This is a genomic window from Pseudaeromonas sp. HNCC25DJ180, from assembly GCF_055413345.1.
The window spans coordinates 19,745-41,333 of sequence record NZ_JBVAYF010000001.1; the positions used below are offsets into that span (position 1 = coordinate 19,745).

Here is a 21,589-nt window from a genome sequence, read left to right on the forward strand (position 1 = left end):
ATCAGGCATTCTATGAGCGATAGACAAGATAATAACCCACTGCACGGCATCACGCTGGAGAGTCTGCTCTCTCAACTGGTCACTCTCTATGGCTGGCAGGGTCTGGCGGAGCGGTTGCCCATTAATTGCTTTACCCATGAACCCAGCGTTAAATCCAGTCTGAGTTTCCTGCGCCGCACCTCCTGGGCTCGGCAGAAGGTGGAAGCACTCTATCTGGCCAGTCAAGACAGCAGCCTGGCCAATGCTACTGCCGAGGCCTCTGATGAACCGCGCAAGGTTCTCAGTCGTCCACAAGCCAGCGGCAAGCCGCGCGGTGAACGCCAGGCTCGTCAAGGTTACGGCACAGATAGGGATCCACGCCCGGATGGCGAGCGCCCGACCAGCTACGTCGATCGTCCTCAAGGCGAGCGCAACTTCAGCCGGGGTGACCGTCCTCAAGGCGAGCGCAACTTCAGCCGGGGTGACCGTCCCCAAGGCGAGCGCAACTTCAGCCGAGGTGACCGTCCTCAAGGTGAGCGCAACTTCAGCCGAGGTGACCGTCCTCAAGGTGAGCGCAACTTCAACCGCGCCGACCGCCCCCAAGGCGAACGTAACTTCAATCGCGCCGACCGCCCTCAGGGTGATCGCAGCTACAACCGCCCGCAAGGCGACCGTCCTCAGGGCGAACGCAGCTACAGTCGCCCGCAAGGCGATCGTCCTCAGGGCGAGCGCGGCTACAGTCGCCCGCAAGGCGACCGTCCTCAGGGCGAGCGCAGCTACAGCCGCCCGCAAGGCGACCGTCCTCAGGGTGAGCGCGGCTACAGTCGCCCGCAAGGCGACCGTCCTCAGGGTGAGCGCAGCTACAGCCGCCCCCAAGGCGACCGTCCTCAGGGTGAGCGCGGCTACAGCCGCCCGCAAGGCGATCGTCCTCAGGGCGAGCGCGGCTACAGTCGCCCGCAAGGCGACCGTCCTCAGGGTGAGCGCGGCTACAGCCGCCCCCAAGGCGATCGTCCTCAGGGTGAGCGCAGCTACAGCCGCCCCCAAGGCGACCGTCCTCAGGGTGAGCGCAGCTACAGCCGCCCGCAAGGCGACCGTCCTCAGGGTGAGCGCAGCTACAGCCGCCCGCAAGGCGACCGTCCTCAGGGTGAGCGCAGCTACAGCCGTCCCCAAGGCGACCGTCCTCAGGGTGAGCGCAGCTACAACCGCCCCCAAGGCGACCGTCCTCAGGGTGAGCGCAGCTACAGCCGTCCCCAAGGCGACCGTCCTCAGGGTGAGCGCGGCTACAGCCGCCCCCAAGGCGACCGTCCCCAGGGTGAGCGCCCCTTTAACCGCTCAGGTGAACGTCAGCATGGCCGCGAGCAGCATGGTCACGGCCAGCCGCGCGGCAGCGCTGGGGATAGAGCACCACGTCCCGCCAGTCCGGCAGGCGCAGCTGTCTCTCCATGGGGCAAGAAGAAAAAGCAAGAGAACGAATAAACCGGCAACGGATGAAAGAGGGCCATATGGCACTAAAAATCAAGTACAGCTTCAAGGGGCAAAGCAAGCTCATCAACTTTGCCAATGACAAGTATCACGACATCTATGAAGCCATAGCCGCGGCTGAAGGCGTAGACCTGACCCGCTTTCTGGCCATGGAAAAGCAGATCGCCGCCCTCACTCGCGACAAGAATGCGCTGAAGGATCACAGGGATAACGAATTCCTGAGTTTTGGCTTCGATAGCATAGAAGTGATCAAGGAGTAGGGCTGACTTAAGCCCGCTCGGGCAGCAGCCCCCCAGCACCAGGCCACCCTTAGCGGTGGCCTGTTCTTTATCAGGGCGCCAGCAACAGATCGCTACGGGGAATGGCGCAACAGGTGAGGATAGACCCCTCTTCGCGGGCAGTGGCACTCAAGCCCGGCGTTTCGGGCTGCACCACCTGACCTGAGAGCAAGGTACTCTTGCAGCGGCCGCACAGGCCCGCACGACAGGCATGGGGCCAACTCAGCCCCGCCGCTTCCGCCTGGATCAGCAGGGGGCGTTCACCATCGGCCTGAAAATGCTGCTCACCACGCTGTATGCGAAAACTCGTACCCGCCCGACTCTCAAGCGCCGCAACCGGTTCAGATGCGGTAGCGGGTTGGCGAGGCCGTGGCGCATAGTGTGGTGGTTCCTGCATCTGTAACACCTCGACTGGATCCCCGGCGGCTAGCCACCCCTCATTCAGGGGGATCAGGTTCTGACCAAAATAGATCTCGCCATCCGCCCCCATCCGATAGGTAGCCAACGTAGCCAAGGGCTCGCGCCCCGGATGGTACTCACCCTGCTCTGGATTGAGGGTGGTCATTACGCAACGGCTACAGGGCTTGGCCACCTGAAACTCCACCTCACCGATACGGATGCGCTGCCAGCCATCCTCGGCAAATGGCAGGGTGCCACTCACCACCAGGTTGGGGCGAAACTGGCTCATCTGCTGAGGCTCAGGTGTGCGTCGATTGAGATCGGCCAAGGAGGCGGAGGTGAGCAGCAGCAGGGGGTAACCATCCGCAAAACTGACTCGCTGCCCCAGCTTCTGACGATAGCGAGGTGAGGTCTCCCCCAACCAGAGCAGACGCGCGGGCTCGCCCAACAGCGCAGTGAACCAGGCATCATAGTCGCCATGAGTGGCCGGCGCCGTAAAGCTGTCACTCCAGACGGCCGTCGCCACCGGCTCACCGCTAAATTGCCGCTGACAAATCTCCAGCTCAGGCATGCCGGGCGCCTGCAGAGTCAGACCCTGGGGGTGCAGGCTGACACTCACCCGCTGCAACTGGGGGTGAGTACGCGCCGTGATAAACTGGCCATCCGGCCTCACCACCATGTAACGCCGGTCCCCCGCCAGCCCTTCACTCGTCACCTGGCAGCGACTCTCGGCTATGGGCAGACAAGACTTGATGGGGTAACGATACACGGATGCGAGCGTAGCCATGGCGATCTCCTCTTTAGCTATGTCCATAATAAGCGGCAGACACTTTACCCCGCCCGCTTGGCAGGCTCAAGTCAGGAGAAAAACCGGCTCACTAGAGAATAAACTGCTCTATGACGTGGGCCACGCCATCTTCATCATTGCTGAGCGTGATGTGATCGGCCAGCGCCTTGAGTTCGGCCGTGGCATTGCCCATGGCCACCCCGAGCCCAGCGAACTCCAGCATATGCTTGTCATTGCCGGCATCACCGACACAGATGACGGCCTCGGCAGCCAGCCCAAGATGAGCGGCCAGCGCCGCCACACCACGCCCTTTGTTGCACTCGGGGTGCAGAAACTCGAGGAAGTAGGGGGTACTCTGCACCACGGTAAATCGGGTGTAGAGCTCGACGGGCAAGCGGGCTATGGCTCGACTCAGTTGCCCAGGTTCATCCACCATCATCACCTTCAGGATCGCCGCAGCCGGATCCAGGGTGGCAAAGTCCAGCAGCGTCAAGGTCACGTCGTTAACAGCCCGCTCCCGCTCAGTATAGGGGCTGTTGCGGGGGGCAATGAGCCCCTGCGCGGCGCAGAAGGCGTGCAGATTGACCTCCAGTGCCTGACCCAGAGCGTAGAGCTCACGCACATCCAACCCGGTTAATTGGCGGCGACTGAGCACCTGCCTGGTGCCCACATTCTGCACCAGGGCACCGTTATAGCTGAGCACATAATCCTCGGCCGAGGTTAATCCAAGGGCCTGCAGAAACGGTTCCATACCCGCCAACGGACGCCCGGAGGCCAGCACCACAGAGACTCCCTTGGCCCGCGCCGCCGCGATGGCCTCTTGGTTGCGCGGCGATAGGGTGCCATCTTCCCGCAACAGGGTGCCATCCATATCCAGGGCAAGCAGTTTGTACATCTGATCCTCCTCTAATGAGCGCCCGTGACCTAGGCCAGCCAAGGCAACGCCAGAAACAGCTTGATGATAAAAGCATTGAGAATGTCGATAAAGAAGGCGCCAACCATGGGGACCACCAGAAACGCCAGGTGTGAGGGGCCAAAGCGCTGGGTGATGGCCTGCATGTTGGCAATTGCCGTCGGCGTCGCCCCTAAGCCAAACCCACAGTGCCCCGCCGCCAGCACGGCAGCATCATAATTCCCCCCCATCACGCGGAAGGTGACGAAATAGGCATAGAGGGCCATGGCCAGAGTCTGAGCCAGCAACAACACCAGCATGGGCAACGCCAGCGAGGCCAGCTCCCAGAGGCGCAGTGACATGAGCGCAATGGCCAGAAACAGGGAGAGGCTGACGTTCCCCAGCAAAGAGACCTCCCGCTCACCCACCTCATGCCATCGCAACAGGGTCAGCAGATTACGCAGCAATACCCCGACAAACAGCACACAAACGAAAGTGGGTAACTCCAGGGCACTCCCCTGGAGCCACACGAACAGATAGTTGCCAAACAGCAGACTCACCGAAATGAGGGCCAGGGTCTCGATCAGCGAAAATGCCGTGATGGGGCGTGAGGTATCCGGCGATTCAAAACCTTGGGGCTGGCTATCATCATTGTGTTCCGCACCAGGCACAGTCACCCGCTTCACCAGCTTACGGGCCACGGGCCCACCTATCAGCCCCCCCAAGATCAGCCCGAAGGTAGCACAGGCCATGGCCAGCTCGGGGGCCGAAGTCAGACCATACTGCTCGACAAACGTACTGCCCCAGGCGGCGCCAGTACCGTGACCGCCGGAGAGGGTGATCGAACCCGCCAACAAGCCCATATGCGGATCCAGCCCCAGTAACGTAGCCAGAACGACCCCCAGCGTGTTTTGCATCAGCAGCAAGCCTGTTACCACCCCAAGGAAGATAAACACACTGCGCCCCCCACGTCGCAGGCTGGCGAAGTCAGCATTGAGACCTATGGTGGCAAAGAAGGCCAACATCAGAGGGGTTTGCAGTGACGCATCAAACTTCAATGCCTGCCCCGTTAACAGATAGAGAGCCAACTGCAGCAGGGCGACCAGCAAGCCCCCGGCCACTGGCTTAGGGATGCTGTAAGTTCGCAACCAACCGATGCGATTGACCAGGGCGCGACCCAGTAGCAACACCAAAGTAGCAGCCACCAGGGTGCCGTAAAAATCGAGTTGTAGCATGATTCCTCCCAAATCATTGAGCAGCGGCAATAAAGCAGATCACCGATGTGGGTGGGCCTGCAGCAAGCAGACCAGAGAGTGGGCACAGCCAAAGGCCGTAACCCCTTGTTGATAAGAGCGGTTCACCCCTTTCCAGGTGGGCCGATCTAGTCGCAGAGAGTGACATCAGACAGACCCGCAAAAGCCCCACCGAGGGGCGCTGACGGTCTGGCTCACCACCGGGCGTCCGCCCTGTTTGCGAGAAAGCCGCCATGACCAAAGCGATACGAACAGCGTCTTTATGAAGATAAAGTAGCATATGAGACACAAAAATGACACTTTATAGGTTTATCCGGCTTATTTTTTCTTCAATACCAGATTAACCTCTGGTGAGCGCTGCATTGCCTTGTCACTATTGCTACAGGCCCCTCTTAAATCTTTTCTATTTAAAAACAAATGGTTACTTATTTTTAGCCCCGGCCTGTTTACTGCAAGGGTGAAGGAGAGATAACGCATGACCAGGAGGGAACATGACTGAGCCACAAACCCAGAAAAAAGAGCTGGCAAAACTGCGGCGGCTAGCCACCGAATTGGCGGGAGCCATTCACGATGTGGTGGAAGAGAGCCTGTGGCAGGAGTATGACCGCCTGCCCGAACTCAGCGCCCAACTGGTGGCTGCGGTGGAAAAAGCCGAAGCCTTCCGTAAGGAGCAAGGGCTGTAGTGGCTATCGCTCTCACCTATTTCAGATAAGAGCGCAGCACCTTGATCAGCCCCTCGGTGGCCTCGGGTTCCTCATCCCCGACCATGGGCTGCATATGCTCCCGAATATGCCCCTCGAGCACCTGCCCCATCAGGCCATTGACGGCGCCCCGCACCGCGGTGATCTGCTGCAGTATCTGGTAGCAGCCCACCTCATCATTGAGGGCCCGCTCCAGGCCCTCGAGTTGACCGCGCAACCGTCGCACACGGTTGAGCAGGGCTCGCTTCTCTTTCTGGGTATGACTCATAACAACTCCTTGGGAATTATTCCCATTATCCTGCCCAGTAGGCTTGCCGAAACATACTGGGGGGGAGTATATTCCGAAAAATAGTGCCAAAGCGAGATAACCATGTCGACCACACCCCTCACCAGCCTGACCTGCGGCCAAGCCCAGGCCTTTCATCGACCCGCCCAAGGCAGTGAACAACGCATCGCCTGGGTCGTGCTCCTCACTATCACCATGATGGTGATCGAGATCGGCGCCGGTTGGCGTTATCACTCCATGGCCCTGCTGGCCGATGGCTGGCACATGAGCACTCATGCCATGGCGCTGGGGGTCTCACTGCTGGCCTACCGCCTCTCGCGCCATTTTGCCGGAGATCACCGCTTTGCCTTTGGCACCTGGAAGATAGAGATACTCGGCGCCTATACCAGCGCCCTGATCCTCACCGCCGTGGCCGGCTCCATGCTATGGGAATCATTTGGGCGCCTGTTTAACCCCGGCACCATTCATTATGGCGAGTCCATGCTCGTCGCCGTGGTGGGTTTGGCCGTTAATCTATTCAGTGCCTGGTTGCTAGGCGCCGACGGCCACACCCATGGCCCGGGTCACAGCCATGGGCATCATGATCACCCTCATCACGACCATCACGACCATCACGACCATCACGACCACGACCACGACCACGACCATCATGACCATGACCATGACCATGACCATGACCATGACCATGACCATCATGAACCGTGCCATCACCAGCATGAGCATCACAAACATGACCACGGATCTCACGACGCTAGCCACCCGCATCATGATCTGAACAAGCGTGCGGCCTATATCCATGTGCTGACCGATGCGGCCACCTCTGTGCTCGCCATTGTCGCGCTGCTGGGGGGCATGCTGTGGGGCGCGGCCTGGTTAGACCCCTTGATGGGGCTGGTGGGTGGGGTCGTGATCCTGGTGTGGGCCAAGGGGCTGCTGGTGGAAACCTCACGCATCTTGATCGATGCCGATAGTGAAGGTGGGCTTAGCGAGCAGATCCGTACCCTGGCCCTGCGCCAGCAGCTAACTGTGGATGATCTGCATGTATGGCGCATCGGTGAGGGTCGCTACGCCGCCATAGTCGGGCTAAAAAACAGTGACGAGAACCAACTGAACGAGTTCCGCCAACAGCTGGAGCAGCTGCGCGAACTGGCCCACTTGACCATAGAACGAGGCTAGTAAGCGGCCCGGGGCGTGACCATGCCCTGGGCCCGTTAACTTAGCCTGGCATCCCTTAGCCGGATAGGCCGCCCTCCCTGAGAGTCCGGGCATAACTCGACCCTGGTGCCCCCTAGCGCGATAAACACTCGTTCTGATAGAAGTGCTCAATCACAGCCACAGCGTCAAACTCCGGCAGCAACTGCTTAACCAGAGTCAAAGTTTCGGGAATTTGCTGGGTCAGATGACGCAAGGAGTGCCGGGCCACATCTGTCATCATGGCATCGAGCATGTGCTTTTGCAGATTGAGTAGGGAGACAATATTGATGCTGTGCGCCAACTGCCGAGCCTCGCACCACACCATCAGCTCATGGAGTGGCAGGATAATCTCGGGCCCACCCAGTTCCCATTGCCGAATATCGGTCACTCGAACCCAGGGGCCTGGTGGCAGGCTGAGCACCGCAGCCATGACCTCATCACGGTAACGACAGGCAAATTCATAGTTGATCCCCCCTTGCACCCGGATCCAGAGCAGATGCCCTTGGGTCTGTATCTCTAAACGACCATGACTATCCATAGCCCGCTCCCCAGTGCGTTATCTCCATTCATACTAGAGGGGGCCCAGGCCGAGGGCAACAACAGGGCTGTAGGCTATTGATGGATGCCAAATCCCACAACAACAGGCATACTTCCTCATTGGTCAAACCTTCATCATCGAGACACGGGGAGTGCGGACGATGAACAGGATGAATCTCAACCACATCAATCACTGGTTCAGATCCCGAGCCTTGGGGTGGAGGTATTGGCTCGTCATTCTCTTCGCGACCCTACTGAGTGGCATGTTGGCTCAACGCTGGCAGCAGCAAAAAATCAACGATGAGTACCTGCGCCTGCAAAATCACTCCCAACAGGATTTGCAGCTGAGCCGGCTTAATCTGCAGCGCCTATTCCTGCAGCTAGAAGGGATCCCCCGAGTCATTGCCGAGCTGGATATCAGCAGGCAAGCCCAACGCTCCCCGGCACAGGCTCAGACGCTTAACCACTATTTGGCCTCCTTTGCCCGGGAGTTCAGCCTGGATCTGCTCTGGGTCATGGATATACAGGGCAACGTCATTGCCAGTAGCGACTACGCGGAAAAGTCGGGTCTGCTGGGAAAGAACTTCTCCGACCGCTTCTACTTTCAGCAGGCCGTAGCAGGACATCCGGCACGACAATTTGCCGTGGGACGAAAAAAGGGGCAACCCGGCCTCTACTTTTCTTATCCCATTCAGGGACCCTGGGGCATCATGGGGGTCATAGTGGCCAAGCAATCCCTTCATGACATCTCCGAACAGATAACCACTCATCACACCCTGGTCAGCGATGAGCATGGGGTGGTCATCATGGCGACGGAGCCGGAGTTCATCTACCGCACGCTTCCCAACTCTAACGTTACCCAGCTATCGCCCGATGCCAGGCAAGCCCACTATCAACGCGAGAGTTTCCAACCTCTGCCGCTACAGCTTGTTGCCGCGAGCTATGGCCTCTACGACTTGAGTAGCCCAGGTAACCCTATCTTGCTGCAACACCTGGACGCCACCACGGAGGGCTTCACCCTCCATGGTCTGCAAGATGCCAGCAACCTGATGTGGCTCCTGTCCCACAGGTCGACCATCATATTGCTCTTTAGTCTGCTCGGATGCGCCATCTCCTGGGCCCTGCTGCTCAGCCATCTTGACTGGTCGCGCCAGCGGGAACATAGGCGCTACATGGCCGAAACCAACAACCAACTGCAAGCACTCAACAATCAATTAGAGCAGATGGCCTACACTGATCCGCTGACTGGCTGCGCCAATCGCCGACAGATGGAACTCACCCTGCCCCGGCTCATACACAAAGCCCAGATACTGCAACAGAGCTTGAGCCTGATCCTGATCGACATTGATCACTTTAAGCGGGTCAATGACCAGTTTGGCCACGATGCCGGAGACAGAGTGCTGCAGCACCTCTCTGGCATACTGCAACAACGACTACGCAGCGGCGATTTGCTCGTCCGCTTGGGGGGTGAAGAGTTCCTGATCATACTGCCTACCGCCAAAGAGTCTGAAGCCCGTCATGTCGCCGAAGCCTGTCGTGAATTGATAGGCCAGCACCCGCTGCTCGAGCCGAACTTGCGCATCGATCTGACGATCAGCGCCGGGATCGCCTGTTATCAGGGGCAAGAGGTACTGAGTCAGCTACTCAAACGAGCAGATGAGGCCCTCTATCTCGCCAAGTCACAGGGGCGAAATCGCGTCATATTGAGCCCCTCCCTGGAATCCTCTGGCGGATAAGCGGCAATAAAAAACCCGGCGCCAAGGCCGGGTTTTTGTCAGAGTGAAGCAGATTACTTCACTGCATCCTTCAGCGCCTTACCAGCAACGAATGCAGGCACATTGGACGGAGCAATAGTGATCTCAGCACCAGTCTGTGGATTGCGACCAGTACGACCTGCACGATGGTTAACCTTGAAAGTACCGAAGCCAACCAACTGAACCTGATCACCTTCCTTCAAGCTTTGAGTAATGGTGTTCAGAATTTCTTCCAGTGCAACTTTGGCCTGGGCTTTGCTCATATCAGCCTTGGCTGCAATCGCATCGACAAGTTCAGTTTTGTTCATAGACAATCCTTTTTCATTAGGCGCCAATTAAAAATCCGGCACCAATCTAGTCAAAAATTTAGGCTCAAGCAAAGGCTTTATCCTGATGGCATCCGCGATTGCCCAGCTTTTCGGCAAGAACTGCCTATTGCTTCACACTTATCAGTCACTGGGGGGGGCATCTGGGCGCGGAACCACGCAGCCAGGCATAGGAAAGCGCTATCATTGACCTAGAGAGACCCATGCTTAAAACAGCAGATCTGCGGGACACCAGGAGCTTTGTCGGGGGCCATCATGTTGCTACTACTAGGCTATGGCCTACTCGCTCTATTCTTCTCTTTTATCTGCTCACTGTGGGAAGCCGTCTTGCTCAGCACCACGCCCAGCTATATCCAGCAGCTCAGTCAGCAGCAGCCCATCCGCGCCGGGCGCCTGCAGCGACTCAAGCTGCATCTGGACCGACCGCTGGCCGCCATTTTGACCCTCAACACCCTGGCCCATACGGTCGGGGCTGCCGGAGTCGGCGCTCAAGCCAGCCAGCTCTTCGGCAGCCGCTCTGTCGGGCTCGCCTCCGCCATCATGACGCTGCTCATTTTGGTTTTTACCGAACTGCTCCCCAAAAACATAGGCACCAGCTATTGGCGCGAACTGGCGCCTAGCATAGGGCGCCCGCTGGAGATCCTGATCTGGCTGTTTACCCCCTTCGTCGCGCTTTCGCGTCTGATGACCCGCCACCTTAGTCCCGAATCACGCCCCAGCCACATTCGCGATGAACTGGCGGCCATGAGCCAGCTGGGTGAGATTGCCGGTGAGTTGGATGAACAGGAAAACCAGGCGATTCACAACCTGTTGCGTTTCAATCAGCTCAAGGCCCAGGATGTGATGACACCCCGGACCGTCATCTTCAGCCTGCCCGCCGATATGCCCCTGTGCGACTATGTGGCCAACCATGGCACCGCCCCCTTCTCCCGCATCCCGCTCTACGAGGAGGAGAAGGAGAACATCATAGGCTACGTGGCCAAGCAGGAGCTGTTGCTGACCCATCTGCAGCAAGACCCCCAACTGCCGCTGCGCCACTGCATGAAGCCCTTGCTGGTAGTGCCGGATACGGTACGTCTACCCATGTTGCAGCAAGATCTGCTGCTCAGGCGAGAGGTGATGTCGTTGGTCGTCAATGAGTATGGTGAGGTCGAAGGCTTGGTGACTATGGAAGATCTTATCGAAACCCTACTCGGTCTGGAGATAGTCGAAGAGGGAGATGCGGCTGTGGATATGCAAAAGCTGGCGCGCCAGCTCTGGCAAAAACGCATTCAGGAGCATGGCATTCATCTAAGCGAGGATTAACCGGTGCGGGGCAATGAGAGGTAACCCAGCCGCCCCACACGTCCCCGCCAATCGTGGAGTAGTGCAATAGCCTATTCCAGGCTGATCCCCAGATTGGATACCCCACCTTGGGCCGCCAGTTCGCGGATGGCCAGAATCTGGGCCGGATCCCGCGGCTGATCCACCTGATTGAGCAGCTCAACCTGAAACTCCATCTCGCTCTGCATCAGCTCTTGCTCGTAGAGCTCCTCATCACTGAATTCACGCTCTTCGGTCATCTCGATGAAGCCCGCCACCGAACCTATTGAGGCATTACTGGCCTCTTCTGATTCTTCACCTATGCGACAGATCACCGAATTATAGGCACATCCCAAGGCCACGCAGGCATCCAGAGCCGGGTAGGCTCCATAGTTGCCTTCCGGTACCGGATTAGGGATCTGCGGCTCAAAACTCTCCAGCACCGCCGATAAATCCACCCGCGAGCTCTTATGGGTCAGATAGTCCCACAGGGTATCCAGCGCCTGACGAAACGCCGCCGCATCGCCCTGCCCCGAGCTCTCGGCATAGAGATAATAATTAGGAGACATACGCTCCGCCAGCGCCAGAGCAAAAACCGTCTGTTGCCAAGGCATCAGCTTATTCAATCGCTTGTAAAATTTATCACCAAACACGCGAACTCTCCCTTGAGTCATCAGCTGCTTATTGTATGTCGACTCCTCTTTTCATGCACTCTTTGACTGGCAATCGCCAGCAGGCTGAGTACATTCAAATAAGGAGATGTTGGCCGATCGGTCAGCTGTATGCTGTCGCTACCGCTCAGGAGGCTACTATGCAACCCCCAACCCTACTACTCACCAGCCGCGACAACGAGCTCTACCAGAGCCTGTTGCGACAGAAACCCCCGGTAGCCCTGCGCCTGTTGCGTGCCGATGATGCCGCCACCGCCCGGATCCTGGCTCCGCAAGCCGACATAGTGCTCGGCGAACCGGAGCGTATCGCCGCCATACTGCCAAAGGCTACGCGCCTGCGCTGGGCTCAATCCACCTTTGCCGGCATCGACTGCCTATTGGCGCCTGATCTGCGCCATGACTATCTGCTCACCAATATTCGCGGTGTCTTCGGCCCGCTGATGAGTGAGTATGTATTTGCCCATCTATTGAGCCTGACCCGCCACCTGCCCCTCTATCGGGAGCAGCAACGCCAGCAACAGTGGCATCCCATCCCCTATGTGCCCCTCAGCCAGCGCCGCATACTGATACTGGGAACCGGCAGCATAGGCCAGCATCTGGCGGCAACCGCCAAACAATTCGGCATGGAGGTCTGGGGAGTAAACCGCTCCGGCCGCGAAGTAGCGGGATTTGATGACCTCTATCAAGTCAGCGCCCTACCTCGGCTCCTGCCCCAGGCCGATGTTATCGTCAGCGTACTACCAGCGACAAGCGAGACCCACCACCTCCTCGATGCCCAGCTGTTGGGGCTGTGTAAAACCAGCGCCATCCTGTTCAATGTGGGTCGCGGCAGCGCCATCGACACTCAAGCCTTGGTGGAGGCTCTGCGCGCCGGGCGCCCGGCAGCAGCTGTGTTGGATGTATTTGAGGAGGAGCCGCTACCCGCCAGCCATCCACTCTGGCAGTTGCCCAACCTCATCATCACCCCCCACAACTCAGCCTGGAGCCTACCCGAGCAGGTACTTAAGATCTTCGAACGCAATCTGGTTCGCTTTGTATCAGAAGAGCCCTTAGAACATGTAGTCGATTTTAGCCAGGGCTACTGAACCATGGGCCAGAAAGCGACATCGGCGGAGTTGGCCGGGCTGATGAATACCATTCGTCACTGCCAGCTCTGCGCTCCCACCCTGCCTCTGGGCCCCAACCCCGTGATCCGCGGCGCCGTCTCGGCCCGTATCCTCATCATTGGCCAAGCACCGGGTCTTCGCGTTCACCAGAGCGGTATTCCCTGGGATGACGCCTCCGGCCACAGGTTGCGCGATTGGTTGGCGATAGACGAGACCACTTTCTATGACGAAAGCCGGATCGCCATCATTCCCATGGGATTCTGTTATCCCGGACGAGGCCGACAGGGTGACCTTCCCCCCCGGCCTGAATGCGCCCCCCGCTGGCACCCCCAGCTACTCCCCCTGTTTCGCAATATTGAGCTGACTCTGCTCATAGGCCAATATGCCCAAACCGCCTATCTGCCAGACAGACGGACTCTGACTCAGAGGGTGCAACAGTGGCGGGAATATGCTCCCCGCTTTCTACCACTTCCCCACCCCTCACCTCGCAATGGCATCTGGCTGAAACGCCATCCCTGGTTTTTCCTTGAGTTGTTACCCGAACTACAAAATCGGGTACACAACTTGCTTTATGAGTAAAACCAGCAGATAGTCTTAGCCGCCTGATCAACTTATCAGTCGTAAGCAGGATCATTCTGCTACGCAATGCGAGCCATCTCCCCGCGGAATAATTGGATAAAAAACCGGCAAAAAGAGCCTAAAAAGCACTTCGCGGCGGCAAAATCCTTGGTTTGGTGCAGGCATCCGTGATACAAATCTGGTTTTGAGTGCGCAGGGAGGGCATCCGCTTCGTCCTTGCGTTTGGTAATGATATAAAACTTCGGTTTCCAACATACGAAGGGACACAGGATGAAACGGTTTTTCGCTCCCATGAGCAGAATCGCAGAATGGGAACCTCCCATTCCAAGACAGCACCTGTACGCCATAATCATGTTGGCAGGATTCTCTGTTGCCAGTGTCACTATGCTGCCCGCGCCTAGTGAGTTGCTCGCTAACAATCCCATTTCAGTACAGCCCGCCGATCTTTCAGAAGATGCGACCATTTTGGCCAGCCAAGCTGCCGATACTGAGTTCGTGACCGTGCCCGACCACGAACTGGTTGGCAATGAATTAGCCCCCATTGATGGGCTAGCGGAAGATGAAGCCCCTGAGCCCCAATGGCTCGATTATGTGGTCAAAGGCGATGACAACCTTTCCGTCATCTTCAACACCCTGAATTTACCCGCCAAGTCGTTGCACAAGTTATTGGAAGTCGACATCCAGAACTCACTGATTCGCCTGAGTCCCGGACAGAAGCTCTCCTTCATGATCGATGACAAGAATGAACTGCAACAGCTGACTATTCCCCTGGATGAGAGTCGTCGTATTTTGTTTCTGCGCAAGGGGGATAACTTTGCCTCCAGCATAGAAGCCATTGACGGTGAAGGGCTGCCATCTACCGCGGTCGATAGCAAAACTGACGCCAAAAACAGCAGCAATAGTAAGGTAGAGAGCACGGTTCAAGAGAAGGCCCAGGCCAAACCGATTGATCTGAAGAGTGATGCTACCAAGAGTAACGCCAAGGAAGAGAGCAAACCGCTCCGGCCTGAGGCTCGCCCTACCCGGGTTCTGAAAGGCACCATTAATGGCGCTTTTGTTATCAGTGCCCGCAATGCGGGTCTGACCAATAGCCAGATCCACAAGGTGGCACGCCTGTTTCAGGGCCGCATCGATTTTCGACGAGACCTGAAAAAAGGAGACAGCTTCCGGGTACTGTTCGATAAGCCCCATAGCAAAGACGCCCAGGTTCAGGCGGTCATCTTCAACATCAATGGCCGTAAACTGACCGCCTATCGCAATGTGGATGGCAAATTTTACGATGAGAAGGCCAGCAGTTTCACCACTGGCACCTTCATGCGTTTCCCCATTCCCAGCGTACGTAAGGTTAGCTCAAGTTTCAGCCCCAGCCGTCGGAATCCGGTCACCGGACGCGTCCAACCCCATAATGGCACTGACTTTGCCGTACATGTGGGTACGCCCATACTGTCAACCGGAGATGGCGTGGTATTGAAGGCCGCAAGTCACCCGGATCTGGGTCGCTATGTGGTGATCCGTCACGATGGCAAGTACAGCACAGTCTACATGCACATGAGCAAGTTGATGGTCAAACCGGGCCAGAAGATCAAGCAAGGTACCAAGATTGGTCTCTCCGGTAATACCGGCCGCTCCACTGGTCCGCACCTGCACTATGAGTTCCGCATCAATAACCGTCCAGTGGACGCCATGCGGGTCGACCTGCCAGTCAACGAAGGCATGGGCGGCAAGCAGCGACGTCAATTCCTGGCCAAGGTGCGCGAGTACAAACGTCAATTTGATCAGGGTTAAGCAAACGCTACTAATAAAAAAAGCCGACTAGATGTCGGCTTTTTTTATGGTGCATTGGGAGGCACAGCAAGAGCGGTACTCTGACTTAATAACCGGAGTGATAGGGACGCGACAAGCTGTGTACCGCATCGACAAAATGCTTGGGCTGGGCCGGATCCACATCCTGAGCTATACCATGCCCCAGATTAAAGACATGCCCTGTGCCTGAGCCAAATTCCGCCAGGATCCGCCCCACTTCCTGCTCCAGGCGCGGCTGAGGTGCATAGAGCATGGCTGGATCCATATTACCCTGCAGCGCTACCTTATCGCCCACCCGCTGCCGAGCCACCGCCATATCCACTGTCCAATCCAACCCAAGGGCATCACACCCCGTGGCGGCCATAGACTCCAACCACTGCCCACCACCCTTGGTAAACAGGGTCACGGGCACCCGCTGCCCAGCCTGCTCCCGCGTCAAGCCGGTGACAATCTGCTGCATATAGGCCAGGGAGAAGGCATGATAATCCGGAGTTGATAGCACGCCCCCCCAGGTATCAAACAGCATGACGGCCTGGGCTCCAGCCGCAATTTGAGCGTTGAGATAGAGGATGACACTCTCGGCCAGCCGGGCCAGCAAAGCATGCAGGGTCTCAGGCTCGCGCACCATCATCTGCTTGATGCGACTGAAGGTCTTGGAGCTCCCCCCCTCCACCATGTAAGTGGCCAGAGTCCAGGGGCTACCGGCGAAGCCGATGAGCGGTACGCTCCCCTTCAATTCCCGGCGTATGGTGCGCACCGCATCCATCACATAACCCAGCTCTCCTTCCGGATCCGGGATCGGCAACTGCTGTACATCCCGCAATGAAAGAATGGGGGAGGCAAAGCGCGGACCTTCACCCTGACCAAAGGTCAGCCCCAGCCCCATGGCATCGGGTATGGTCAGGATATCGGAGAAGAGGATGGCCGCATCCAACTCATAGCGGCGCAGGGGCTGTAACGTCACCTCACAGGCCAGCTCCGGGTTGCGGCACAAGGACATGAAGTCACCGGCCTCGGCCCGCAACGCCCGATATTCAGGCAAATAACGCCCAGCCTGGCGCATCATCCAAACCGGCGTTACATCGACAGGCTGACGTAACAGGGCCCTTAAATAGCGATCATTTTTGAGTGCACTCATCCGATTCTGACTCGACTGACAGGATAGGGCGGCGATTGTACCATCTTGCCAAGAGGGCTGCTGCTCACACTTTGCTAGCATATTGCTAACAAACGATGCCCAAGTTAACAGAGCGAGAAGAAAGCGGGCCGAGACCTATTGACCCAGGGCGCCAGATCTCATTCTATAATCGTATTAAGCGGATTAAAGTGCACTGGCTCTGGAGGCTAACATGCTCAATAGACTCGATAAAACGCGCCAAGAGTTGGCAGGCAAGAATACAGCCATCGATGCCTGGCTCAATGCGCGTCAAGATCTGCTGATCCAGTATGTCAGCCTGATCAGCCAGCGCAATGGTCGCCAGAAGTGCCTGCCCCCCTGTACCGATGTACGCAACTTCTGTCAGTCTTTGGTCGATTACATCTCGGCCGGCCACTTTGAAATTTATCAATGCGTGGTCGATGCCATGGAGCAGGCCAGTGGCCGCTCCCTCTCCTTGGTCAATCGCATCGTCCCCAAGCTAGAGCACAATACCGCCGAGTTGATGCTGTTTGTTGACGCCTTCTGTGAAGTGCAGGATGCCGAGCTGCTGATGACCCTGGATGCGGAGCTCAATCAGCTTGGGCCGCTACTTGAGGAGCGCTTCCGTCTGGAAGATCGCCTGGTGAAGGCTCTGCGCCTGCTGGATGAACTGCTGCCCGCCGCCTGAGCCAACCACAGGCTATCGCATCTTTGTGGGCTGCATTTTTTAACCCGACGCAGCCCAATTTCTTCGCAAGTGACTTACCCTGGCGCCATAAGCCACCTACACTAATAGCGACAAGTTCAGGAGGAAACCATGGTAGAACGACGCCGCTTTTTTCGTGTAGTCTTCTCAACGCCGGCACAGCTGAGCCAAGGGCAGAATAGTTGGTCCACCCATCTGCTCGATCTCTCACTGCAAGGTGCGTTGGTCGAGCGTCCTGCCGATTGGCCTGAAGGGAGCGAAGGGCGCTTCGAGCTCAGTTTTACTTTGGCCGATTCCGATATAAACATAGTGATGGAAGTTGAGCCCAGCCACTCAGCCGCCAATCGCCTGGGGCTCTACTGCCACCATATCGATATCGACAGCGCCTCTCACCTCAAGCGCCTGATTGAGCTCAATGTAGGCAACGCCGATATGTTGCAGCGCGAACTGGCTCATCTGCTAGAGGACCATATCGAGCACGAGCAGCACTGACACTCTCGCGTCAGATATTCCCATGCAAAGATAGCCATAAGAGCAAAGACTCTTATGGCTATCTTTGCAATTCCATTAAAGCAGCTCCAAGGCTTCCGCCAGGGTGCTGACCCCCACTACCTCCATACCAACAATCGCCTGTTTGGGCAGGTTACCCTTGGGCACTATGGCGCGACGGAAACCATGTTTAACTGCCTCTTGCAGTCGCTCCTGACCTGAAGGCACAGGACGGATCTCGCCGGAGAGCCCCACCTCACCGAAGACAATCAGATCCTGCGCCAGAGCCTGGTTACGAAAACTCGACACCATGGCCAGGATCAGCGGCAGATCGGCGCTGGTCTCCTCGACCTTAACGCCCCCGACTACGTTGACGAAGACATCTTGATCCGCCATCTGCACCCCACCGTGTCGGTGCAGTACAGCCAGCAGCATGGCCAGGCGGTTATGTTCCGCCCCCACCGCCAAACGACGTGGGTTGTTGAGCTGGGAGTAATCCACCAGCGCCTGCAGCTCAACCAGCAGGGGACGGGTCCCCTCCCAGATAGCCATTACCACAGAGCCAGGACCTTCGGCCTCGCCCCGGTTGAGGAAGATGGCCGAGGGGTTGCTCACCTCCTTCATGCCCTGAGCTGTCATGGCAAAAACCCCCAGTTCATTGACGGCACCAAAGCGATTCTTCTGACAACGCAGAGTGCGATAGCGCGAATCCCCGTCCCCCTCCAGCAATATGGAGCAGTCCACGCAGTGCTCCAGTACCTTGGGGCCCGCCAGGGCGCCATCTTTGGTCACATGACCCACCATGAAGATGGCCACCTGGTGTTGTTTGGCAAAACGAGTCAGTTGCGCCGCCCCCTCCCGCACCTGGGAGACAGAGCCCGGGGCCGAGCTGATATCCGCCACATGCATCACCTGGATGGAGTCGATGACCATGATGGCCGGCTTCTCCTGCTGAGCCAGATGGCAAATCTGCTCCACGCTAGTCTCGGAGACGATGCGCAGCTTGTCACTGGGCAGATTGAGTCTGCCAGCCCGCATGGCCACCTGCTGCAACGACTCTTCACCGGTCACATACAGAGTAGGCATTCGTTCAGCCAACTGACACATGGTCTGCAGCAGCAGCGTACTCTTGCCCGCACCGGGATGGCCGCCGATAAGAATGGCTGACCCCGGCACTATCCCGCCCCCTAGCACCCGATCCAGCTCGCGAAAACCAGAGCTAAAGCGCGGGATCTCGGTCAGGGCGACCTCACTCAAGGTCTGCACCTTGGCGTTCTGTTCACCCGCATAACCACTCAAGCGACTGCTACCTTTAGCAACTGGCGCCGTCAGGCGGATCTCGGAAATGGTGTTCCACTCCCGGCACTCCCCACACTGCCCTTGCCAGCGCGGATACTCGGCGCCGCACTCATTACAGACAAAAGCGACCTTGCTTCTTGCCATAGTTCATAAACTCGTTAAGAAACCAAAGAAAATACCGATATAGTAAATTACATTAGAACAAGAAGAATTACTTCATGGAACGGGTACCGCCCAGCATGGACAACAATAAGCCTCACCCGCTGCTCGATCAGCTGATCCCCTTATTAGCCGAACCCGACTTTGACGATCTCTTCGCCAGGCTGACCCATGCCGAGAGCACCAATACCCGTTTTCTCCTGAAAATGGAACTCAAGCGCCGATCAGCCCCCTGCATCCGCATCATAGACATGCGCGCTCGCTACCCCAGCATTCCCTATATCTACGCGGGTATTCAACACTTCATGTCCCAGGAGGATATTGACGTGTTTCAGACCCAATTACACCTCTATCGCGGCCGTTACACCATGGGGGTTTATGAGGCCGTACTGGAGGCCCAGAAACTGCGCCAGCACGCCCCCAATGAGCCAGAAGAAGATCCCCACTCCAACCCCAAACGCTTTGAGGTGGATGCCATTCGTTTTGCCAGCTACTACGGTCGGCGCGAGGAGCGCATGCACTTCAGTTCGTCGGTGAAACTGCTCCTGGCCAATGGCGCGACCTATCCGGCCAAGACCTCGGACATCTCCTTGGGCGGCGTCAAACTGTCGCTCGGTTTTCCACTGGCCTATGAGGTGGGCGAACTCTGCCAGGTCACCTTTGATGGACTGCAGAAAGAGAGTCCCTCTCCTCTGCTCAAACGCCCCATCAGCTATCAAATACTGGGGGATGAGAGTCGGGATGATAAACACTGGCTCAAGCTGTTGCGGGTGGATGCCAATGCTGAACTGGACCAGTACTTCCAACAGTTCATCGATAGCAACAAGCTGCGCTACCGCATCAGTATCGACTATCTACTCTCCTCGGCCGAAGTCAAAGGCTACGAGCAGTACTACCTGCCGCGGATAACCGGTCTCCCCCTCTTCTTCAACGCGGGCCTGGATGAACCCATTACCCTGCGCCATGTGCTACGCACCGAGAACAACCAGCATGAACTGGAGTATTGGCGCAATGAGCGCAACGAAGACATGCTCTCCGGCCTGTTTATGGAAACCAGAATGCGCCAACTGCTGGCGCAACCCGGACCACTGAAACAGACCCTCATCTACTGCTTCACCCACACGGTACGCAGTCATATCTACTACTTCTCCGCCACCCGTGAAGAGCTGGAAGAGAGCGGCCTCAAACAACTCTTTTTTGCCGTCGGTGCCTGCCGCCCCAGCTGGCGCGTCTTCAAGCTGGATCTGGAGGCGGTACAACTGGATGAGTCCGGGCTTGATAGCCTGCTGGCCGACAAGCAGATCCAGGTCCATTACGAAGAGATCTTGCGCCATAAGCTGTTGAAAATTGGCTATGTTGGCCTGTTGCAAGCCATAGATGACGATGGTCAAAGACGGGACTACTTGAGCGACCCCCCTGCCGACATGCAGCCCAATCGCCTGCAGATCTATGGCCATCCCATCCATGTGCCCGGTTTTGAGCTGGAGCTGCTGCACTACACTCAATTGCGCAAAGAGCAGCGTTATCTGCACAAGACGGCGGTAGCCGTGAAATGTAATGGCCAGGTTGTCATCGGCTGGACTCGAGACATCTCCACCCAAGGGCTACAGGTAGAGCTTGAGCAACCCATGGCCTGCGAGCGTGAAGAGGTGATCCGCATCAGCCTGCCCAAGCTGCAAGAGATGTCGCGCAGCTTCCATCTGCAGGATCTTCCCTACCGCGTCGTCAACAACAACACCACTCGCACCGTGCTGCACCTGTGCATTCATGGTGATGTGGTCAATCATGAGGGGCGCAAGTTTTTTAATCTGCTTATCGAGAGCAACAGTAACAAGCTCAAGACCACCAAGGAGCTGCGCCGCCTACGCGGCATGGCCACCGCCCTGCGCAATCTCTACACCCATCACCTGTTCAATTACCCCCTCTATCTGAGCCGCACTCAGAGCTCGCGCCTGGGGGCGTTGGGCTGCATAGATCGCCCTCGCAGTTTGCAGCGGCTGTTTAGCGAGCTCAGTACCGAGAAAGCCTTCAACCTGACCCCCCTGTTCCAGCAGGGCATACTCAAGGAAGCCCTGCTGCTACCGCTACGCCGCCTGCAACGGGAAGACAAGCCGCTGAGCCTGGAGGTATTCATCTACCGCAAGACGGATCAGCAGGGTAACCTGGAGTTTGACTCACGGCTGGAGCACGACTTCCTCGACACCAAGGAGAAGAAGCAATTTGTGCAACAGGCCCTGAGCCGGGGCAGCTTTACTTCGGTGCGGTTGTTTGCCTCCCGCACCGGGCGGCCAGATGTGGAATTCATTGCCAACGAGCTGGACTACATAGCCAAATACGCTATCCACAAGGCTCGCCACCTGGAGGAGACTCTCTGGAGCGTGATGGCAGTATGCGATCTGGTCGACACCACCCCAGCCACCCTCTACCGGCTGGGGTTTAGTCAATAACCTAGCACCAAAATGGCCCGCA

The 21,589-nt window shown here is 57.5% G+C and carries 21 protein-coding genes; 12 read left to right on the forward strand and 9 right to left on the reverse strand.

Translation table 11 applies throughout. From position 1 onward, the window contains the following. The first annotated feature begins 12 nt into the window (after positions 1-12). Together ACZYTD_RS00080 and ACZYTD_RS00085 are read left to right on the forward strand one after the other, a co-directional pair. Positions 13-1,455: a VF530 family protein gene (locus tag ACZYTD_RS00080; protein ID WP_463887583.1), complete on the forward strand. Its 1,443-nt coding sequence runs from the start codon at positions 13-15 to the stop codon at positions 1,453-1,455. Positions 1,456-1,481: 26 nt separating this feature from the next. Beyond that, complete coding sequence (locus ACZYTD_RS00085) at positions 1,482-1,721, forward strand: DUF2960 domain-containing protein (RefSeq protein WP_463887586.1); 240 nt, start codon at positions 1,482-1,484, stop codon at positions 1,719-1,721. A gap of 70 nt (positions 1,722-1,791) precedes the next feature. On the opposite strand, the gene ACZYTD_RS00090 is transcribed toward ACZYTD_RS00085, so the two are convergent. The 3 genes from ACZYTD_RS00090 to gltS all read right to left on the reverse strand — a co-directional run bounded on the left by ACZYTD_RS00090 (position 1,792) and on the right by gltS (position 5,052). Continuing rightward, positions 1,792-2,925 carry a YcbX family protein gene (locus ACZYTD_RS00090; RefSeq protein WP_463887589.1) on the reverse strand — a complete coding sequence of 378 codons (1,134 nt, stop codon included), beginning with the start codon at positions 2,923-2,925 and terminating at the stop codon, positions 1,792-1,794. A 91-nt stretch (positions 2,926-3,016) separates the two neighbouring features. After that, a complete protein-coding gene (gene yidA / locus ACZYTD_RS00095; protein WP_463887591.1) occupies positions 3,017-3,820 on the reverse strand; it encodes a sugar-phosphatase in 804 nt (267 codons plus the stop codon). Between the two features lie 29 nt (positions 3,821-3,849). Next, the gene (gene gltS, locus ACZYTD_RS00100; RefSeq protein ID WP_463887594.1) at positions 3,850-5,052 is read right to left on the reverse strand and encodes a sodium/glutamate symporter; all 1,203 of its coding nucleotides are present in this window, start codon (positions 5,050-5,052) and stop codon (positions 3,850-3,852) included. Between the two features lie 509 nt (positions 5,053-5,561). Here gltS and ACZYTD_RS00105 point away from each other — a divergent pair. Continuing rightward, positions 5,562-5,753, forward strand: a complete 192-nt coding sequence (locus ACZYTD_RS00105; protein WP_463887596.1) for a CCE_0567 family metalloprotein — start codon at positions 5,562-5,564, stop codon at positions 5,751-5,753. Positions 5,754-5,769: 16 nt separating this feature from the next. Here ACZYTD_RS00105 and ACZYTD_RS00110 read toward each other — a convergent pair whose 3' ends face one another. Beyond that, entirely contained in the window at positions 5,770-6,039 is a 270-nt protein-coding gene (locus ACZYTD_RS00110) for a metal/formaldehyde-sensitive transcriptional repressor (RefSeq protein WP_463887599.1), read from the reverse strand. A gap of 102 nt (positions 6,040-6,141) precedes the next feature. Here ACZYTD_RS00110 and ACZYTD_RS00115 point away from each other — a divergent pair, with 102 nt between their 5' ends. Further along, a complete protein-coding gene (locus ACZYTD_RS00115; RefSeq protein ID WP_463887602.1) occupies positions 6,142-7,233 on the forward strand; it encodes a cation diffusion facilitator family transporter in 1,092 nt (363 codons plus the stop codon). Between the two features lie 112 nt (positions 7,234-7,345). Here the strand turns inward: ACZYTD_RS00115 and ACZYTD_RS00120 are convergent, their stop codons facing one another. Continuing rightward, entirely contained in the window at positions 7,346-7,789 is a 444-nt protein-coding gene (locus ACZYTD_RS00120; protein ID WP_463887604.1) for a hypothetical protein, read from the reverse strand. A 160-nt stretch (positions 7,790-7,949) separates the two neighbouring features. Between ACZYTD_RS00120 and ACZYTD_RS00125 the strand changes: the two genes are divergently transcribed. Continuing rightward, complete coding sequence (locus ACZYTD_RS00125) at positions 7,950-9,524, forward strand: sensor domain-containing diguanylate cyclase (RefSeq protein ID WP_463887607.1); 1,575 nt, start codon at positions 7,950-7,952, stop codon at positions 9,522-9,524. Positions 9,525-9,577: 53 nt separating this feature from the next. Here ACZYTD_RS00125 and ACZYTD_RS00130 read toward each other — a convergent pair whose 3' ends face one another. Beyond that, a complete protein-coding gene (locus ACZYTD_RS00130) occupies positions 9,578-9,850 on the reverse strand; it encodes an HU family DNA-binding protein (RefSeq protein WP_463887609.1) in 273 nt (90 codons plus the stop codon). A gap of 273 nt (positions 9,851-10,123) precedes the next feature. On the opposite strand from ACZYTD_RS00130, the gene ACZYTD_RS00135 reads away from it, so the two are divergent. Then, positions 10,124-11,173: a hemolysin family protein gene (locus ACZYTD_RS00135; protein ID WP_463887612.1), complete on the forward strand. Its 1,050-nt coding sequence runs from the start codon at positions 10,124-10,126 to the stop codon at positions 11,171-11,173. A 71-nt stretch (positions 11,174-11,244) separates the two neighbouring features. Here the strand turns inward: ACZYTD_RS00135 and ACZYTD_RS00140 are convergent, their stop codons facing one another. Then, entirely contained in the window at positions 11,245-11,823 is a 579-nt protein-coding gene (locus ACZYTD_RS00140; RefSeq protein WP_463887615.1) for a YjaG family protein, read from the reverse strand. A gap of 158 nt (positions 11,824-11,981) precedes the next feature. Here ACZYTD_RS00140 and ACZYTD_RS00145 point away from each other — a divergent pair, with 158 nt between their 5' ends. The 3 genes from ACZYTD_RS00145 to ACZYTD_RS00155 all read left to right on the forward strand — a co-directional run bounded on the left by ACZYTD_RS00145 (position 11,982) and on the right by ACZYTD_RS00155 (position 15,311). Next, a complete protein-coding gene (locus ACZYTD_RS00145; RefSeq protein WP_463887617.1) occupies positions 11,982-12,926 on the forward strand; it encodes a D-2-hydroxyacid dehydrogenase in 945 nt (314 codons plus the stop codon). Positions 12,927-12,929: 3 nt separating this feature from the next. Next, positions 12,930-13,526, forward strand: coding sequence for a uracil-DNA glycosylase family protein (locus ACZYTD_RS00150; protein WP_463887620.1), 597 nt, complete (start codon positions 12,930-12,932; stop codon positions 13,524-13,526). A gap of 384 nt (positions 13,527-13,910) precedes the next feature. Continuing rightward, positions 13,911-15,311 (forward strand): peptidoglycan DD-metalloendopeptidase family protein, encoded by a 1,401-nt coding sequence (locus ACZYTD_RS00155; RefSeq protein WP_463887622.1) that lies wholly within the window; start codon positions 13,911-13,913, stop codon positions 15,309-15,311. Between the two features lie 85 nt (positions 15,312-15,396). Here ACZYTD_RS00155 and hemE read toward each other — a convergent pair whose 3' ends face one another. Further along, positions 15,397-16,467: a uroporphyrinogen decarboxylase gene (hemE, locus tag ACZYTD_RS00160; protein ID WP_463887624.1), complete on the reverse strand. Its 1,071-nt coding sequence runs from the start codon at positions 16,465-16,467 to the stop codon at positions 15,397-15,399. 211 nt (positions 16,468-16,678) lie between these two features. On the opposite strand from hemE, the gene rsd reads away from it, so the two are divergent. Further along, positions 16,679-17,155 (forward strand): sigma D regulator, encoded by a 477-nt coding sequence (gene rsd, locus ACZYTD_RS00165; protein ID WP_463887626.1) that lies wholly within the window; start codon positions 16,679-16,681, stop codon positions 17,153-17,155. A 129-nt stretch (positions 17,156-17,284) separates the two neighbouring features. Further along, positions 17,285-17,665: a PilZ domain-containing protein gene (locus ACZYTD_RS00170; RefSeq protein ID WP_463887629.1), complete on the forward strand. Its 381-nt coding sequence runs from the start codon at positions 17,285-17,287 to the stop codon at positions 17,663-17,665. Positions 17,666-17,740: 75 nt separating this feature from the next. Here the strand turns inward: ACZYTD_RS00170 and radA are convergent, their stop codons facing one another. Continuing rightward, positions 17,741-19,105, reverse strand: a complete 1,365-nt coding sequence (radA, locus tag ACZYTD_RS00175; RefSeq protein ID WP_463887631.1) for a DNA repair protein RadA — start codon at positions 19,103-19,105, stop codon at positions 17,741-17,743. A 95-nt stretch (positions 19,106-19,200) separates the two neighbouring features. On the opposite strand from radA, the gene ACZYTD_RS00180 reads away from it, so the two are divergent. Beyond that, a complete protein-coding gene (locus ACZYTD_RS00180) occupies positions 19,201-21,567 on the forward strand; it encodes a PilZ domain-containing protein (protein WP_463888449.1) in 2,367 nt (788 codons plus the stop codon). Positions 21,568-21,589 lie beyond the last annotated feature (22 nt).